The 14,686-nt window shown below is 66.7% G+C and carries 19 protein-coding genes and 1 pseudogene; 10 read left to right on the top strand and 10 right to left on the bottom strand.

Annotated features, from left to right (window positions below; translation table 11 throughout):
- The first annotated feature begins 32 nt into the window (after positions 1-32).
- Positions 33-704, top strand: coding sequence for an OmpW/AlkL family protein (locus tag AC3A43_RS12800; RefSeq protein ID WP_487792914.1), 672 nt, complete (start codon positions 33-35; stop codon positions 702-704).
- Positions 705-730: 26 nt separating this feature from the next.
- Here AC3A43_RS12800 and AC3A43_RS12795 read toward each other — a convergent pair whose 3' ends face one another.
- The gene (locus tag AC3A43_RS12795; protein ID WP_487792913.1) at positions 731-1,420 is read right to left on the bottom strand and encodes a Crp/Fnr family transcriptional regulator; all 690 of its coding nucleotides are present in this window, start codon (positions 1,418-1,420) and stop codon (positions 731-733) included.
- Between the two features lie 31 nt (positions 1,421-1,451).
- Complete coding sequence (locus AC3A43_RS12790; RefSeq protein ID WP_487792912.1) at positions 1,452-2,261, bottom strand: universal stress protein; 810 nt, start codon at positions 2,259-2,261, stop codon at positions 1,452-1,454.
- A 334-nt stretch (positions 2,262-2,595) separates the two neighbouring features.
- Between AC3A43_RS12790 and AC3A43_RS12785 the strand changes: the two genes are divergently transcribed.
- The 3 genes from AC3A43_RS12785 to AC3A43_RS12775 all read left to right on the top strand — a co-directional run bounded on the left by AC3A43_RS12785 (position 2,596) and on the right by AC3A43_RS12775 (position 3,778).
- Positions 2,596-3,141, top strand: coding sequence for a GNAT family N-acetyltransferase (locus AC3A43_RS12785; RefSeq protein ID WP_487792911.1), 546 nt, complete (start codon positions 2,596-2,598; stop codon positions 3,139-3,141).
- Positions 3,142-3,302: 161 nt separating this feature from the next.
- Positions 3,303-3,512, top strand: coding sequence for a hypothetical protein (locus AC3A43_RS12780; RefSeq protein ID WP_487792910.1), 210 nt, complete (start codon positions 3,303-3,305; stop codon positions 3,510-3,512).
- 65 nt (positions 3,513-3,577) lie between these two features.
- Positions 3,578-3,778 (top strand): hypothetical protein, encoded by a 201-nt coding sequence (locus AC3A43_RS12775; RefSeq protein ID WP_487792909.1) that lies wholly within the window; start codon positions 3,578-3,580, stop codon positions 3,776-3,778.
- A 28-nt stretch (positions 3,779-3,806) separates the two neighbouring features.
- On the opposite strand, the gene AC3A43_RS12770 is transcribed toward AC3A43_RS12775, so the two are convergent.
- The 3 genes from AC3A43_RS12770 to AC3A43_RS12760 all read right to left on the bottom strand — a co-directional run bounded on the left by AC3A43_RS12770 (position 3,807) and on the right by AC3A43_RS12760 (position 5,460).
- Positions 3,807-4,220 carry a response regulator gene (locus AC3A43_RS12770; protein WP_487792908.1) on the bottom strand — a complete coding sequence of 138 codons (414 nt, stop codon included), beginning with the start codon at positions 4,218-4,220 and terminating at the stop codon, positions 3,807-3,809.
- 136 nt (positions 4,221-4,356) lie between these two features.
- Positions 4,357-5,151 carry a universal stress protein gene (locus AC3A43_RS12765; protein WP_487792907.1) on the bottom strand — a complete coding sequence of 265 codons (795 nt, stop codon included), beginning with the start codon at positions 5,149-5,151 and terminating at the stop codon, positions 4,357-4,359.
- A 174-nt stretch (positions 5,152-5,325) separates the two neighbouring features.
- Positions 5,326-5,460 (bottom strand): hypothetical protein, encoded by a 135-nt coding sequence (locus tag AC3A43_RS12760; RefSeq protein ID WP_487792906.1) that lies wholly within the window; start codon positions 5,458-5,460, stop codon positions 5,326-5,328.
- A gap of 274 nt (positions 5,461-5,734) precedes the next feature.
- Between AC3A43_RS12760 and AC3A43_RS12755 the strand changes: the two genes are divergently transcribed.
- Positions 5,735-6,025 (top strand): Hsp20/alpha crystallin family protein, encoded by a 291-nt coding sequence (locus tag AC3A43_RS12755; RefSeq protein ID WP_487792905.1) that lies wholly within the window; start codon positions 5,735-5,737, stop codon positions 6,023-6,025.
- A gap of 18 nt (positions 6,026-6,043) precedes the next feature.
- Positions 6,044-6,220 (top strand): annotated as a pseudogene (locus tag AC3A43_RS12750) (Hsp20/alpha crystallin family protein); the annotation flags it as partial.
- Positions 6,221-6,401: 181 nt separating this feature from the next.
- On the opposite strand, the gene AC3A43_RS12745 reads toward AC3A43_RS12750, so the two are convergent.
- Positions 6,402-7,382 (bottom strand): L,D-transpeptidase family protein, encoded by a 981-nt coding sequence (locus AC3A43_RS12745; protein ID WP_487792904.1) that lies wholly within the window; start codon positions 7,380-7,382, stop codon positions 6,402-6,404.
- Positions 7,383-7,386: 4 nt separating this feature from the next.
- Positions 7,387-8,070: a Crp/Fnr family transcriptional regulator gene (locus tag AC3A43_RS12740; protein WP_487792903.1), complete on the bottom strand. Its 684-nt coding sequence runs from the start codon at positions 8,068-8,070 to the stop codon at positions 7,387-7,389.
- Positions 8,071-8,349: 279 nt separating this feature from the next.
- On the opposite strand from AC3A43_RS12740, the gene AC3A43_RS12735 reads away from it, so the two are divergent.
- From AC3A43_RS12735 to AC3A43_RS12720, 4 genes are read left to right on the top strand one after another with little or no spacing between them, the layout of a single operon-like run.
- Positions 8,350-8,598, top strand: coding sequence for an HP1242/YdcH family protein (locus AC3A43_RS12735; protein WP_487792902.1), 249 nt, complete (start codon positions 8,350-8,352; stop codon positions 8,596-8,598).
- Entirely contained in the window at positions 8,598-8,927 is a 330-nt protein-coding gene (locus AC3A43_RS12730; RefSeq protein WP_487792901.1) for a TraR/DksA family transcriptional regulator, read from the top strand. The genes AC3A43_RS12735 and AC3A43_RS12730 overlap by 1 nt, the downstream gene beginning before the upstream one ends.
- A gap of 22 nt (positions 8,928-8,949) precedes the next feature.
- Entirely contained in the window at positions 8,950-10,221 is a 1,272-nt protein-coding gene (locus tag AC3A43_RS12725; RefSeq protein ID WP_487792900.1) for an MgtC/SapB family protein, read from the top strand.
- 59 nt (positions 10,222-10,280) lie between these two features.
- A complete protein-coding gene (locus AC3A43_RS12720) occupies positions 10,281-11,600 on the top strand; it encodes an NRAMP family divalent metal transporter (RefSeq protein ID WP_487792899.1) in 1,320 nt (439 codons plus the stop codon).
- Here AC3A43_RS12720 and AC3A43_RS12715 read toward each other — a convergent pair.
- From AC3A43_RS12715 to AC3A43_RS12705, 3 genes are all read right to left on the bottom strand, one after another.
- Complete coding sequence (locus AC3A43_RS12715) at positions 11,597-11,920, bottom strand: LuxR C-terminal-related transcriptional regulator (RefSeq protein ID WP_487792898.1); 324 nt, start codon at positions 11,918-11,920, stop codon at positions 11,597-11,599. The genes AC3A43_RS12720 and AC3A43_RS12715 overlap by 4 nt on opposite strands.
- A 72-nt stretch (positions 11,921-11,992) precedes the next feature.
- Positions 11,993-12,607 (bottom strand): response regulator transcription factor, encoded by a 615-nt coding sequence (locus AC3A43_RS12710; RefSeq protein ID WP_487793049.1) that lies wholly within the window; start codon positions 12,605-12,607, stop codon positions 11,993-11,995.
- Positions 12,597-14,144: a PAS domain-containing sensor histidine kinase gene (locus AC3A43_RS12705; protein ID WP_487793048.1), complete on the bottom strand. Its 1,548-nt coding sequence runs from the start codon at positions 14,142-14,144 to the stop codon at positions 12,597-12,599. Before AC3A43_RS12705 ends, AC3A43_RS12710 begins: the two co-directional genes overlap by 11 nt.
- Between the last annotated feature and the right edge of the window lie 542 nt (positions 14,145-14,686).

The raw sequence follows: 14,686 nt of genomic DNA, 5'->3' as shown, positions 1-14,686 counted from the left end.
GGGAGCCCAGGTCAACGCAAGGAGCAACGACCATGAAAAAACAGCATCTCTCCCTGATCGCGCTGGCCGCCGCCGCCGCGATTCCCGGCCAGGCCGCGGCCAAGGCCGGCGATATCCAGTTCAAGATCTTCGCGACCTATGTCGCGCCCGACGGCAAGATCAGCGACGTCAAGCTCGACCGGATCGGCCTTCCGGCCGGAACGCAGACGAAGGCCGACGACAATGTGACGCCGACGGTCGCGATCGAATATTATGTCGCCGACCATATCTCGCTCGAGACGATTGCCGGGGTCACCCAGCATGACGTCAATGGCCGCGGCGCGCTGAACGGCGCGACTTTGGTGTCGAACGCCAAGATCGTGCCCGCGACGCTCACCCTCAAATATCATTTCGGCAAGGAAGGCGGTATCCAGCCCTATGTCGGTGCAGGTCCGAGCTATTTCATCTTCATCGACGAGAAGCCCGGTGCGACGACCCGGTCGCTCGGCGCGACGCGGCAGAAGATGGGCGACAAGCTCGGCGCCGCGCTCCAGGCCGGGGTCGATATTCCGGTGAACGACAAGGGACTTGCGCTATCCTTCGATGCCAAGCGCTATTTCCTGCGCCCGACCGCGACCTGGTACGCCGGGACGACCGAGTTGCTCAAGACGCGGCACAAGCTCGATCCCTGGGTGATCAGCGCCGGCGTCGCCTTCCGCTTCTAACCTCCTTGGCTGGCGCCGGTGGCCGGTCAGCCCGCCATCTCGTTCAGAGCCGCGAGGTCGTTGATGACGACCTCGCGGCGGGATGGGAGGTCGATCAGGCCATTGGCGCGCATTTTAGTGAGCTGGCGGCTCGTGGTTTCGATGGTGAGGCCCAGAATGTCCGCGATCTGCTGGCGACCAAAGGGCAACTCAAAACCGCGCGAGATCACCGCTGCACTGGGCTCCCCCGAAAGGCGCTCGGCCATTTCGAGCAGGAAGGAAGCGACCTTTTCCGATGCCGACTTGCGGCCGAGAAGGAGCATCCAGCCGCGCGCGCGATCGAGCTCGCCGAGCGTCCGGCGCAGCAATTTCTGCTGCAGGTCGGGATGGTCGCTGGCGAATTCGTCGAACTGGTCGCGATGGAAGATGCAAAGCTCGGCCTCGCTGATCGCGCTGACGCTGTAAGGGCTTTCCTTCCCGAACGGCCGCCCGATGAAGTCCGAGGGAAAGACGATGCCGACGATCTGCTCGCGCCCGTCTGCGGTGGCGGCGACGAGTTTTAGTACACCCTCGAGGACATTGGCGACGACCGGCGCGTCGTCCCCCTCCCACAGAAGCGTATGCCCGCTGCTCACGCGCTGGCGCCGGCCCATACGGCCGAGCAACAGGAGCTCGTCCGGCCGCAGACTCGCACAGATGGCGCGATTGCGCACGATGCACGACAGGCAATCGGTCATGCGCCGGGCGCCCGGCAGGCATGCGTCGCGGTCAATGGGCGAGCAGGAGCGGCGCCGGCGCGGCTTCGAGCAGATAGCGCGTCACCCCGCCGAACAGGGTCTCGCGCAGCCGCGGACGCCCATAGGCGCCCATCACGATGAGCCCCGGCGCCAGCTCTTTCGCAGTTCGCTCGAGAATCTCCTCGGGCGTAAGCGCCCCGCGATCGACGCGGCGAAGCTCGCCATGAATGCCGTGCCGCGACAGATAGCAAAGCGCATCCTCGGCGGGCACCCGTCCCTCGTCCGGACCGACCTGCACCATCGTCACGCTTCCCGCGCCCGCCATCAGCGGCGCGGCGGCGCGCAAGGCGTGCGCGGCTTGCGGGCTGCCGTTCCACAGGATCATCACCGCGGCGTCGAGGTCGAGCGGCTGGCCTTCGGCGGGCAAGGCGAGCACCGGCGCCGGCACAGTCATCGCGAGGTCGCCCGCCAGCGTTGGCTGCGCGAGGCCGCGCCGGTCGCGGGGGCCGAGCGAGACGATGGCCAGATCGGCGAGCGTCGCGGCGAGCGACAGCGACGCGAGCGCATCGCCGTCGGCGATTGCGACGTCCCAGGGCACATCCTCGCGCGCGAGCTGCTCCGCAAGCCGGGTCTCAAGCTCGGCATCGGCAAGCTGGGCCGCGGCAAGTTGTTCGCGCGCCAGATACATGCCGCCGAAGGGGTCCGAGGCGATGAATTGCTGGAAAGGCGAACAGATCAGGAAACTGAGATGGGCGCCGAGGCGGCGCCCGATCGCGAGCGCGGTCTCGGTGCGCGCGGCCATGGCCGGGCTCTCGTCGGCGTGAATCAAAAGATTTCGCATGTCTGGCTCTCCTTCAGGATGGAGAGGGAAGCCCTTATGCGCACCGCTTTCATTGACCCTGATCAATAAAGCCGCGCTTTCAGGCCGGTCGGCACAATGGGCCGCTCCGTATAATTACGAAATGCGCCGACCGCACGGGGCGCTAGCCTGCGGTCGCAAAGGAGCAGGCGATGCCGAAACCCCGTCCATTGACCCCCTGTCGCGCGCACCCGCACCGGATCGCGGTAAATCGCGCGCCGGCGGACCCGCGGCGAGAGAATAGCCGCATCATAGGCACGCTCACCCTTCGCACTTCGCCGCTCCTGCGGTCCAACCCAAATCAAGGAGACAGAGGATGACGCTTACCAATGCGCCCGACACCACGCTGAGCGAGGCGACCGAGACCTGCCTGCAGACCCGCAGCGGCGTCGATCTTCGTCTCCGGCCGGTCGCAGACAGCGATGCGGATATCGTCAATCATTTCTTCGACGGCTTGACCGCGGACGATATGCAGTTCCGCTTCCTGAGCGGCCAGTCGCACCTTTCGAGCGCGCAGCTCGCGGCGATGATCGGGGTCGATCACCGGCACCGCGAGCATCTCCTCGCGTTCGATGCGGCGACGTCGGAGCTGATCGCGAGCCTGCTGATCGCCGCAGACGAGGCCTTTGTGACCGCCGAGGTCGCGATTTCGGTCGCGCCGGCGTATAAAACGCGCGGCGTCGGCTGGACCCTTCTCAATCATGCCGTCGATCTCGCCCGTGACCGCGGCCTGAAGACGCTCCGGTCGATCGAAAGCCGCGCCAATCGCGGCGCGATGGAGGTCGAACGGACGCTGGGGTTCAAGGGGAGCGACTATGATGGCGACGCCACGCTGGCGCTGCTCGAACTCGAGCTTCACTGACCTAGGCGATCGGGCCGGCGCTTCGACAGCCAGCCGGCCGGAGACGCACGCAATGGACCAATGTTTTCATGCCATGCAGCTGGACACACCGGGCGCGCCGCTGCGCCGCGTCGAGCGGGCGGGTGCGGAAGGGCGGACGCGTCATTTGCGCGGGCATCCATATGAGCGACATCCCCGGCTTTCCCTATACTGATCTCTGGGAAGAACGATCGATCCGGTCGGTCGTCAATCTGACCCGTGCCGATGGCGCGGCGTTCCTCGAAGCGCCGGCGCGCTGCGATCTGCGGACGCATGTCACCGCGCTGCCGCTCACCGATGCGAACGGCGCGCTCGTGCTCATCTCCGAGGGAGCGGCTAGGGGGAATCCCTAATGGCGCATTACGGCCAGCGGCGCGAGAGAGGCGAAGGCCAGACCGGCCTGTCAGGAGAGACTGCCATGGATCGTTTCGAGCGAGACTCCGCCAGCGCGGCGCGCCCTCCCGAGTGTCCCGATTGCGACCCGCCGGCACAGCCCGACAAGGTCTATCCCGAGACGCCGGCGCCAAACCCCGATCGCCAGCCGCTGCGCACGTCGCCCGAAGCGCCGGTGCTTCCCGACAGCCATCCCGAAGCCACGCCGCGCGAATATCCCGAATAGCCGCGCCCGCGGCGCGCCGGACAACGCCTCAAGGGCTCGCGGACGGCGTGCCGCTGCGCGTGAGCCTTGTCACGGTGTCGACGAGCATATGCTCGCGCAGCGGCTTTTCGAGAACAAGCGCAAAGCCCGCCTCGCGCGCCCGCGCGCTCAATTCCTCGGACGGATAGGCCGAGATCAGGATGGCAGGTCCATCCCAGCCCTGCGCGCGCAGCGCGCCGAGCATCGCGATCCCGTCGCTGCTCTCGAGCCGGTAATCGACGATCAGACAGTCGGGCGCAGCGCGCGCCGCCTCGGCGAGCGCGGGATCGGCGGCTGACCAGGCCTTCGCCGCAAATCCGCGTCCCTGCAAAAGCAGGAGGAGCGAGCGACGCACTGCCGGGTCATCCTCGACGATAAGGATGGTCGGCGGTGCCTCGCGCCAACCCGATCGGGCGATCAACATGTCCATGGTCCCGTTATCGAAGCTTTGGCATGGCGACTGGTTCCTGGTCGCTACATGCTAGGTCTTGTGAAATCGTCGGGCTCGCCCTGTCGGAAGCGCGAGCCCAAAGCTGGAAAGCAGGGCCAGGGGCCATCGATCAATGGCTCATCAGCAGGGGAAATTTGCTCTTCGAAAGCAGATTTTTCGTTGTGCCGCCGAAGGTCTCGCGCAGGCGGCCGCGACCATAGGCGCCCATCACGATATAATCCGCACGGAACATCTTGGCTTCGTCCGAGATCAGAAAATCGGCGTGAAACTTGCCGATGTCGGTCTTGCGAACATTCGCCTTGATGCCGTGGTGCGACAGATAGGTCGCGGCGTCCTCGGGCGCGATATGGTTGTCGGGCCCTTGCGCGGTGAATATCTCGACCTCCTTCGCGAAGGCGAGGAGCGGCACCGCGGAGCGGAGCGCGGCCGCCGCCGAGGGGCGGCCGTCCCACGCGACGAGTGCACGCTCAAACTCGAAGCGCTCGAGCGTCTCGGGCACCGCGAGCACGGGCGCGCTCGCCCGCGCCACGATACGGCTCGCAATGTCGCGCATGTCGGGCATTGGAAAGCCGTCGAGCGCGCGATTGAGGATGATGAGGTCGGCGAGATCGGCGGCATCGAGCACCGCGTTTGCGATCTCGTCCATCGCGTCGATCCAGCTCCAGCTGACATCCTCGCGCGACAGGCGGTCGCTGATCACCGACTTGTTCTTCGCTTCGCTTTCGCGCTCGTCGAGGACGACGACGGTCTCGGCAAAGCCGAAGCCATCGCCCGCGATCAGCGGATAGGGGGTGACGTCGATACAGGTCAGATGGCCTTCGACCGCGCGGGTGATATCGAGCGCCGCCTGCAGGCGGGCTTCCTGGCCATGGTCGTCATGTACGAGCAACAGGATATTTTTCATGAGCCGTCTCCTTTGTGTCCGCGATGAATTTATGGACCGTACACCCGGGCCGATATGCGCAATGATACGGATAGAAAGGCGGCCGTCCGGATGTCCGGACGGCCGCAGGGGGGTCGCCTCTTCCCCAAGGCGAGCGGGATCAGCTGTCGACCGCGAGATAATCCTCGACGTCGGTCACGCCCGGCGCCGACCAGGCGTCACGACGCTGTCGTTCACCGCGATGCCGATATCGGCGTGATCGACGCTCGGATCCCATTCGAGCTCGGCGACCACGTCGCGTTGCAGGTGGCCGTCACTTTTCGTCTGCATGACCTATCTCCTTCGCATACTTCGATCGCCGCTTGGCGGGAGCCAGGCTCGTCGCATGGCCCCGAACGAGCGCCCGGCAAGCTTGCTCAACCTGCCCGGTGCGGAGCCGGCCGCTTATCCGCAACTTCCCGTAAGGGGTGTTCCGAATGGGAGCTTCCCCGATTCAGACGCCAGCAACCGCTGGTTAAGTCCGACATCGCGTCCCCGATGGCGATGGCCCCTGCTCCGGCGCGGCCCGCCGTCCCGAGAATCCGCTTTGAAAAGGAGCAGTTTGATGAACGACCTTACCCCGACCCGCCCCGCGGGCAGCCAGCCCGCCCGGGCCGAACTTGGCGCGATGAACTGGATGCGCGGCGAACTCGACCGCATGTTCGAGGAATTTGCACTGCCCGGCCGCAGCCTGCTGAGCTATGTGCCGCGGCTCGTGAGCCCGCTCCCGGCGATCGAGCTGCTCGACACCGGGTCGGCCTACAAGCTGACCGCCGAGCTCGCCGGCCTTACCGAAAAGGATATCCGGCTCGAAGTCGCCGACGGCATGCTCCTGCTCGCGAGCGAGAAAGAATAATCGTCCGAACGGCGCGAGGACGGGCATCTGATCAGCGAGCGGCGCCACGGCAGCTTCCGGCGGCGGATTGCCCTCCCCGCCCTCGCCCACGCCGACAAGATCGAAGCCAGGTTCAAGCATGGATTGCTTAGCGTCGAAATCGCGAAGACCGAAAAGGCGCGCGATCATGTCCGCAAGATCAAGATTGGCAGCTAGACACGTGCGCCGGGGTCGCGCCTGCCCCCCACCCACGGGAGCAGACCGATGTCCTTAACCCTTCACAAGGGCTCGCGCAGCGAAGCACTGCTGCGGCTCAAGCTCGGATCGGCGATGTTTGGCCCGCTCTCATCCTGTCGCTCGCCCCGCGCCTTTAAACGCCGGCCGATGCGATCTCGCCTTAGCGTGTCGGCGCGTCATTACTCTCGTCGCCGCCGAGGATCTCGACCGGGGCCGGGCTCGCGGCGCGAAGCGAGTCCGGCGTCACGATGACGCTGGTTCCCGCGGTCATGAGCGGGGCAAGCAGCGCGCGCAGATCGGCCGCGATATCGACGCGTCCGGCGAAGGGTGCCGGCATCTTGGAGGCAATTGCGCCGGGGATGGCAACCTCGAGCCAAGCTGCCGCGCCCGATGCGCCCGACTGGCGGACGAATGCCGAGGTGCCCGTCACCGGACCTTCGATGTGCGCGGGCGCCGATCCGATCATGATCCCGTTGCGAAGCACCAGCAGCCGCTGGTCGACGGCGCTGATAATGATCGACACGGGGCCGCTAGGAGCCCGGCCCGGCTCCCATAGCACCGCGCCCTCTGCCGGTGTTTGCCCGGTCCGGAGCAGGGGATCGCCGGGGGCGGCGCGCGGCACGGCGGCGGCCTCGGTGACGATGACCGTCATCCCGAGCCGCGTCACGCCATAGAGGAGGCGAGCAAAGGCCTGCGGCAGCCGGATACAGCCATGCGACGCCGGATAGCCCGGCAAGCTTCCGCCATGTAGCGCAACCCCACCCCAGGTCAGTCGCTGCATATAGGGCATGGGCGCATCGTCGTAGAGGTTCGAGCGATGATCGATGTCGCGCTGAAGGATCGTGAAGACGCCGGTCGGGGTTTCATGGCCCGCCTTGCCCGTCGAGACGGTGGTGATCGCGACCGGCACGCCATTGCGATAGAGGGTGGCGCGCTGGGTCGCGAGGCTCACGATCATGAGCAAAGGGCCGCGCGGGACGATCTCGGGCGCCCAGATATACTCGCCGGGTGCCAGCCGCTCGGCTGCTTCGAGAACGCTCCCCTGCGGGGTCGCGGCCTCGGCCGACGCCGCGAGGGGCATCCACAGCGCCGCGCCCAGGAGGATCGCCGCCTTTCCGGCGATTTTCAAATAACTGGCCATCGGTTCAGCCGGCCATGGCCGCGACGCCGGCCCGGTCGTTGATCCGCACCGCGCGCCGCGAGGGAAGGTCGACGAGTCCGTTGCAGCGCATGCGCGTGAGTTGCCGGGAGGTCGTCTCGATGGTGAGTCCCAATATGTCGGCGATCTGCTGGCGGCCGAAGGGCAGCTCGAATCCGCCCGACGCATCGCCGGTGCCGCCGGGAAGCCGTTCTTCCATATCGAGCAGAAAGGAGGCGACCTTCTCGGGCGCCGATTTGCGGCCGAGGAGCATCATCCAGTGCCGCGCCCGATCCAGTTCGTCGAGGGTGCGGTGCAGAAGCTTTTGCTGCAAATGCGGATGGCGGCCCGCGAAGTCGTCGAACTGGTGGCGATTGAAGATGCAGACCTCCGCGTCGGTCATTGCGGTGACCCGGTAAGGGCTTTGCTTGCCGAACGGGCGGCCGATAAAATCGGAAGGGAAGACCAGACCAACGATCTGCTCGCGGCCATCGGCGGTGGCGACGACGAGCTTGAGCACCCCCGAAAGGACATTCGCGACCGTCGGCGCTTCGTCACCTTCCCAGAGCAGGGTGTGACCCGCCTTCACGCGCTGCCGCCGCCCCATGCGGCCAAGTTCTGCGGCTTCGTCGACAGCAAGGCTGGCGCAGATGGCGCGGCACCGCACGGCGCAGGAGGCGCAATCGCTCATCGCCATGCTCCCGCAAGCGATGCGGGCACGGCGCTCCGGCCCGGTGTGGGGCGGAGGCCGCCATGGTGGCGGAATGGATTTGGCTGAACCCTCATGCGGTTCAGATAGCGAACCGCCGCGCAGAGGTGATTACGCAACTGTACGTATGCCGCTCGCGCGGCGCGTTGCCGGGCGCCGTCGGCGGCTCGGCCCACGCCGGGCGTAAGGGCTATTGCGTAACGACAGGCGGCGCGTCCCGGCGCAATCCGGCGAGACAAATCCGCGACGAAAGGACCGAAGATGAGCGAAGCCGGCCACGACCTTCACACGCTGTTTCCCGACCATGGGCCGACGCTCCATGCGCTCAAGCTCGACAACGCCCATTTCCGCAAGCTTGCCGAAGATCATCATGACCTTTCGACCCAGATCCAGCGCTTCGAGGCCTGCCTTGCCGCGGTGCCCGACGACGAGCTGGAGACGCTGAAGAAGAAGCGCCTGTCCATCCTCGACGAGATCGCCGCGCTCATCGCGCACGAAGAGGCGGCGTGATGTACAATCTGGCCGAGATTCGCGCCGACCTCGTCGCGCGGATCGATCGTCTGGCCGCGATGGTCGAGCGGGTGGAAAGCGAGCAGCGCGCGCCGCTCGACGACGATTCGGCCGAGCAGGCGATCGAACGCGAAGATGACGAGGCGCTCGACGCGCAGCAGCACGCCGCGGACACGGAAATGCGAGCGATCCGGCATGCGATCGCGCGGCTTGATGCCGGTCATTATGGTCTCTGCACCTCGTGCGGCACGCCGATCGATCCTGCGCGCCTCGCGGCCTTGCCAACTGCGACGCTCTGCATCGCTTGCGAGCGCGAGCGCGGCGACTGAGCAGCGGCGCCGGATGCGCACCATGACCGACGCACTATCAAGCGCTGGACTCGAAGGGCTCGCCGGACTTGGGCTCGCGCTCCTCCTCGGGCTGCTCGTCGGCGTCCAGCGCGGCTGGAGTCTGCGCAACGAGGCGGCGGGAAGCCGCTTCGCCGGCGTGCGGACCTTTGCCCTGTTCGGCCTCGCGGGCGGCATGGCGGCAGCAGCTCAGGCCCCGGCGATTGCAGCGATCGTCTCCGGCGCCGCAGCGATCCTCATTCTCATCGGCTATGCGAAGAGCGCGCGGCCGCCCGACCAGCTCAGCGGGACCACGAGCCTCGCCGCCCTCATCACGCTCGGCTGCGGTTATCTCGCCGCGAGCGGCCGAAGCGAGATGGCGACGGTGATTGCCGTTGCCATGACGCTGGTGCTCGCGCTCCGCGACGAGCTGCATCGCTGGATCGCGGGGCTCAGCGATGTCGAGGTCGGGGCGATCGTCCGCTTTGCGCTGATCGCGCTCGCCATACTGCCCTTGCTGCCCGACCAGCACTTCGGTCCCTATGACGCGTGGAATCCACGCCAGCTCTGGATGGTCGTGGTCTTCGTCTCGGGCTTCTCCTTTCTCGGCTATATTGCCTCCAAGCGCTTCGGTGCCTCGCGCGGCACTCTCGTCATGGCCGCGACCGGCGCGATGGTCTCCTCGACGGCGGTCACCGCGGCGCTCGCGATGCGCGTGCGCGACGGCGAGGAAAGCGAGGCGATGGCGATCGCCGGGATCGGCGCCGCGTCGGCGGTGATGCTGATCCGCGCGGCGATCCTGACTGCGGTGCTGGCGCCGGCGGCCATGCCCGGATTCGCCGTGATCGCCGCGCCCGCGGCGCTGGTGAGCGGCGGAGCCATATTCCTTGCGTTGCGCAGCCGCCGCGATACCAGCGCCAGCGACCGCCCCGTCGAACTCAAGAACCCGTTCCGCCTCACCCCGGCGATCGGCCTGATGCTGCTCGTCATGCTGCTGACGGTGGTCGCCCGCTGGACGATGGCGCTGGTCGGCGAGCGCGGCCTCGCGCTCGTCATAGCGCTCTCGGGACTGGCCGACGTCGACTCGGCGATCATCGCCGTGGGCTCACTTCCCCACGGCCTGCTCAAAGGCCAGCTCGCGACCACCGTGATCGTCGCCCCGGTTCTCGCCAACACCTTGTTCAAGGGCGCGACCGCCGTGGCGATCGCCGGCTGGCGGAAGGGGTGGAAGCTCGCGCTGCCGCTCGTCCTCAGCGTCGCGGCGAGCCTCACGCTTGTCCCGATCCTTCTCTTCTGAGGCCCGAATACCGATCGTGGCCCTCGCGGGCGCGAACGTCCGAAAAAGAAAGACCATCGATGCCGATCACCCGTGGCGAGAACGCAAGGGCTCCCGCCGCATCGGCAGCGGCCAGGCCTAGCCCGAGAGAATTTCTTCGCACGCTCGGCCCGGGGCTGATCGCCGGCGCCGCCGACGACGACCCGAGCGGGATCGGGACCCATAGCCAGATCGGCGCGGCCTTCGGCTATCGCCTGTCCTGGACCTTCGTGCTCAGCTTCCCGCTGATGGTTGCCATCCAGGGCATCGCCGCGGAGATCGGGCGGGTTACGGGAGCGGGGATCGCCCGCAATCTGCGGCGGCACTATCCGCGTCCCCTCCTCTGGTCGATGGTATCGCTCCTGCTGGTGGCGAACATCATCAACCTCGGCGCCGATCTCGGCGCCATGGGCGCGGCGCTGGCGCTGCTCGCCGGCGGCAATGCCGGGCTCTACACCCTGCTGTTCGGCATCCTCAGCATCGTCCTCGAGGTCGGGCTCAGCTATCCACGCTATGCCGCGATACTCAAATGGACGACGCTCACCCTCTTCACCTATGTCGCGGTACTGTTCGTCGTCCATGTCCCCTGGAGCCAGGCGCTCGGGTCGATGGTGATACCCGATATCGAGTTCAACGCCGGCTATGCCACGGCCTTCGTCGCGATCCTCGGCACGACGATCAGCCCCTATCTCTTTTTCTGGCAGGCCGGGCAGGAAATCGAGGAACAGCATCGTCATCATGCAAAACCGCTGTGCCTGACGCCGGCCACGGCGGGCCCGGAGCTGAAGCGGATCCGTATCGACACGCTGACCGGTATGGCGTTGAGCACATTAATCTCGCTTGCAATCGTCTTCGCGACCGCGGCGACGCTGCACGCAGAGGGGGTGCGGGACATCGCGACCTCGGCGCAGGCGGCAGAAGCGCTGCGCCCGGTCGCGGGGGGGTTCGCCTTCGCGATGTTCGCGCTCGGGATCATCGGCACCGGCCTTCTCGCCGTGCCCGTGCTCGCGGGATCGGCCGCCTATGCGGTGACCGAAATGGCGGGCATGGCGGGCAGCCTCGACGCCAAGCCGCTCTCCGCCCGTCTCTTCTACGGCACGATCGCCGCGACGACGCTCGCGGGGGCTTCGCTCTCGGCGATCGGGATCGACCCGGCACGCGCGCTTTACTGGGCCGCGGTCGTCAATGGCGTGCTGGCCGCGCCGCTCATGGTCGTGATGATGCTGATTGCGCGCAATCCGCGCGCAATGGGGCGCCTCCGGATTTCGCGGCGGCAGCTCTGGTCGGGCTGGGCGGCGACTGCGGTGATGGCAGCGGCCACCCTGCTCTTCTTTTTCTTTCTTGTCGCGGGGAAGGTCTAGGCCCGTGCCTTTGCCTGTTCGGCGATCAGCGCGTCGATCCGGTCGCGCTGCGGCAGAACGATGCCGAGAAGCCCGGCGAGCGTCGCGGCGCCGAGCTTGCGCATCAGGCGCGCGCGATGGATTTCGACGGTGCGATGGCTGATACCGAGCTCGAGCCCGATCTGCTTGTTCGTAAGTCCCCGCACCAGCCCGGCCGCGACCTCCATCTCGCGATGCGTCAGCAGATCGACCGGAGGCGCCGTGCCGCGCTGCCGCGCGGCGGCCGCCGATGCCGAGCGGCGCGTTGATGCCATGGGGTATTCGCCGCGGCCTGTGGTCATGCGGTGCATCCTTCCGAAGGACAGAACCTATCGGGGACGCGGAAGGCGGTCGTTACGTAATGTCCGCAGATGTCACGCGCCGAGTCCAGCCGCGAAAGCGAGCCGGAGGGCGTCCGAGAGGCTGCGGACGTCGAGCTTCGCCATGAGGTTGGCGCGGTGGACCTCGACCGTGCGCGGCGAGATGCCGAGATTATAGGCGATCGTTTTGTTGGGCAGTCCCTGCGCGAGACCTTCGAGAACCTCGCGCTCGCGCGGGGTCAGGATGGCGAGAACAACCTCGGCCTCAGCGGAACGGGCCACGGCGCCGCCGGCGGCGGCCATGCGAGCGAAAGCGGTCTCGATCGAGCCGATCAGCACGGCCTTTTCAAAGGGCTTTTCGAGAAAATCGACCGCGCCGGCCTTCATCGCGCGCACTGCGATCGAGACGTCGGCATGGCCGGTGAGCACGATCACCGGCATGGTGACCCCCCGCTCGAGCAAGGCCTGCTGGACTTCGAGCCCGTCCATCTCGGGCATACGTACATCGAGGAGGATGCAGCCTTCGGAGACATGCCGGATTTCCTTCAGGAAAGTGACGCCATTGGCCCAGGTCTCGACGGCATAGCCCGAGGTCTTGAGCATGAAGCTCGCCGAGCGCCGGATCGCCTCCTCGTCATCGACGATATGCACAAGCTTCCTATCCGACATCATCTTCCTCCGCTTTCGCGCTCACCAGCGTGAAATGAAATTCGGTCCCGCCGCCGGCGCGCGGTTCCATCCAGATGCGGCCGCCATTGGCCTCGACGATCGTCCGGCAGATCGAAAGGCCGAGACCCATGCCTTCGGCCTTCGTGCTGACGAACGCCGTGAAAAGTTGCTCGGCGACCTCGGGGGTGACCCCCGGGCCGGTATCGGCGACGACCACGCGGACAAAGCCGCGCTGGTCGGGACGGCTCGTGACGGTCAGCTGCCGCACCGGGCTGTCGGCCATCGCTTCGACGGCGTTGCGGATGAGGTTGATCAGCACCTGCTGGATCTGGACCTTGTCGACGAGTACCGGCGAGGCATAAGGATCGAGGTCGAAATGGGGTTCGACGCTCTTCTCGCGCGCGCCCATCAGCCCGAGAACAGCCGCCTCGTTGATGAGCAACGGCAGTTTCTCGATCGTTTTCTCGACCTCGCCCCGCGCGACGAAATCGCGCAGCCGCCGGACGATATGCCCGGCGCGCAGCGCTTCCTTCGCCGTATCGTCGAGCGCATCGCGGATCATCGGCATGTCGGCGGGATCGGGACTCGCGAGCAGGTCGCGAATGGCCTCGACATAATTGGCGACCGCGGTGAGCGGCTGGTTGAGCTCGTGCGCGAGCGTCGATGCCATCGTCCCCATCGCGCTCACGCGCGAGACGTGGATCAGCTCGGACTTGAGCGATTCGAGCCGCGCTTCGGTCAGCTGGCGCTCGGTGAGATCGCGAATGAAGCCGGTGAAGAGCGGATGGCTGTCACTCGACGCCTCGCCGATCGACAATTCCATCGGAAAGGTCGAACCGTCCTTGCGCTCGGCGAACACCACCCGTCCGATCCCGATAATGCGCTTTTCCCCTGTTTCGAGGTAGCGACGGATATAGGCGTCGTGGCGTTCGCAATCGGGCGAGGGCATGAGCCGGCTGACATTGACACCAAGCAGTTCGGCCTCCTGATAGCCGAACAGGCGCTCGGCGGCAGCGCTGAACGACACGATCAGACCCTGATCGTCGATCACGACCATCGCGTCGGGCACGGTCGACAGGATCGAGCGGAGATGGCTCTCCTGCGATCGCAAGGCTTCTTCGGATGCGCGGCGCCCGGTGATGTCCGAGACGATCTTCGCAAAACCGCGAAGACTTCCGTCATCGTTGCGAAGCGCCGTGATCGAGACGTCGGCGAGAAACTCCGAACCGTCCTTGCGCACGCGCCAGTCTTCGGTCTCGAGGCGGCCCTCGCGCGCGGCCCTCGCGAGATCTTCGGCGGGCTTGCCCGCGGCCATCGCATCGGGCGGGTAGAAGATCGCGGCATCCTCTCCGACGACCTCGTCTTCGCGCCACCCCTTGAGGCGCTCGGCGCCCTTGTTCCAGATCGTGACCCGGCCTCCAGCGTCGAGCAGATAGATCGCATGGCCCTCGGCGCCGTCGATCAGCAGATTGAGCTCCTCGGCGACGAGCGCCGCCTCGGCGTCGCGCCGCGCGGCGTGGCGGTCGCTTTCGTGCATGCGCTTGCGCATCCGCTCGAAGGCCTGCGACAGCGCGACGGTGCCGCCCGCGGTGAGCAGGAAGACTGCGGCCTCGACCAGATTATAGGTCCCGTCGCCGCGATAGCCGGCAAAATAGAGGCCGAGAAGCAGAGCCGGAGCCGTCGCGATCGATGCCACAAGCGGTCCGGCGAAGACAGCGGCGGCGAGGATCGCGGGCGCGAACAGCAGGAAGGCTGCATTGCCGGCGAGCCAGGGCTCGAGTGCATAGCGCAGCAGCCCTGCGGCGGCGACAAGAGCCAGCCCGCAGGCGAGACGCGCCGCGAAAGAGCGTTGCAACATCGACATCGACCGCGCGGCCTCCGCCCGCGCTGCAAAAAAGGCGCCGCCATCCTCAAGGTGCGCCTTCCCCCGGTCGCCATCCATAGCGATTTTCGGGCGGGAGCGAAACGCTCGCTGCGCGGGCGGTCCGTATTGGTCCTTAAGCGGCATGCCGCTTCGCTAAGACCGTGCGCGTGGCCGGACCATGCGGGAAACTACGGATAGCAAGAATGCGGCAGCGA

The organism is Sphingopyxis sp. Soil_C_28 (assembly GCF_057657055.1).
The sequence above is the reverse complement of the archived record's forward strand: the minus strand, read 5'-3'. Positions and strand labels throughout refer to the sequence as shown.

Excerpts from the sequence above, each read along its gene's own strand:
- AC3A43_RS12800 (WP_487792914.1), top strand. The coding sequence starts at position 33 with ATGAAAAAACAGCATCTCTCCCTGATCGCGCTGGCCGCCGCCGCCGCG.
- AC3A43_RS12795 (WP_487792913.1), bottom strand. The coding sequence starts at position 1,420 with ATGACCGATTGCCTGTCGTGCATCGTGCGCAATCGCGCCATCTGTGCG.
- AC3A43_RS12790 (WP_487792912.1), bottom strand. The coding sequence starts at position 2,261 with ATGCGAAATCTTTTGATTCACGCCGACGAGAGCCCGGCCATGGCCGCG.
- AC3A43_RS12785 (WP_487792911.1), top strand. The coding sequence starts at position 2,596 with ATGACGCTTACCAATGCGCCCGACACCACGCTGAGCGAGGCGACCGAG.
- AC3A43_RS12780 (WP_487792910.1), top strand. The coding sequence starts at position 3,303 with ATGAGCGACATCCCCGGCTTTCCCTATACTGATCTCTGGGAAGAACGA.
- AC3A43_RS12775 (WP_487792909.1), top strand. The coding sequence starts at position 3,578 with ATGGATCGTTTCGAGCGAGACTCCGCCAGCGCGGCGCGCCCTCCCGAG.
- AC3A43_RS12770 (WP_487792908.1), bottom strand. The coding sequence starts at position 4,220 with ATGTTGATCGCCCGATCGGGTTGGCGCGAGGCACCGCCGACCATCCTT.
- AC3A43_RS12765 (WP_487792907.1), bottom strand. The coding sequence starts at position 5,151 with ATGAAAAATATCCTGTTGCTCGTACATGACGACCATGGCCAGGAAGCC.
- AC3A43_RS12760 (WP_487792906.1), bottom strand. The coding sequence starts at position 5,460 with ATGCAGACGAAAAGTGACGGCCACCTGCAACGCGACGTGGTCGCCGAG.
- AC3A43_RS12755 (WP_487792905.1), top strand. The coding sequence starts at position 5,735 with ATGAACGACCTTACCCCGACCCGCCCCGCGGGCAGCCAGCCCGCCCGG.
- AC3A43_RS12745 (WP_487792904.1), bottom strand. The coding sequence starts at position 7,382 with ATGGCCAGTTATTTGAAAATCGCCGGAAAGGCGGCGATCCTCCTGGGC.
- AC3A43_RS12740 (WP_487792903.1), bottom strand. The coding sequence starts at position 8,070 with ATGAGCGATTGCGCCTCCTGCGCCGTGCGGTGCCGCGCCATCTGCGCC.
- AC3A43_RS12735 (WP_487792902.1), top strand. The coding sequence starts at position 8,350 with ATGAGCGAAGCCGGCCACGACCTTCACACGCTGTTTCCCGACCATGGG.
- AC3A43_RS12730 (WP_487792901.1), top strand. The coding sequence starts at position 8,598 with ATGTACAATCTGGCCGAGATTCGCGCCGACCTCGTCGCGCGGATCGAT.
- AC3A43_RS12725 (WP_487792900.1), top strand. The coding sequence starts at position 8,950 with ATGACCGACGCACTATCAAGCGCTGGACTCGAAGGGCTCGCCGGACTT.
- AC3A43_RS12720 (WP_487792899.1), top strand. The coding sequence starts at position 10,281 with ATGCCGATCACCCGTGGCGAGAACGCAAGGGCTCCCGCCGCATCGGCA.
- AC3A43_RS12715 (WP_487792898.1), bottom strand. The coding sequence starts at position 11,920 with ATGACCACAGGCCGCGGCGAATACCCCATGGCATCAACGCGCCGCTCG.
- AC3A43_RS12710 (WP_487793049.1), bottom strand. The coding sequence starts at position 12,607 with ATGTCGGATAGGAAGCTTGTGCATATCGTCGATGACGAGGAGGCGATC.
- AC3A43_RS12705 (WP_487793048.1), bottom strand. The coding sequence starts at position 14,144 with ATGCACGAAAGCGACCGCCACGCCGCGCGGCGCGACGCCGAGGCGGCG.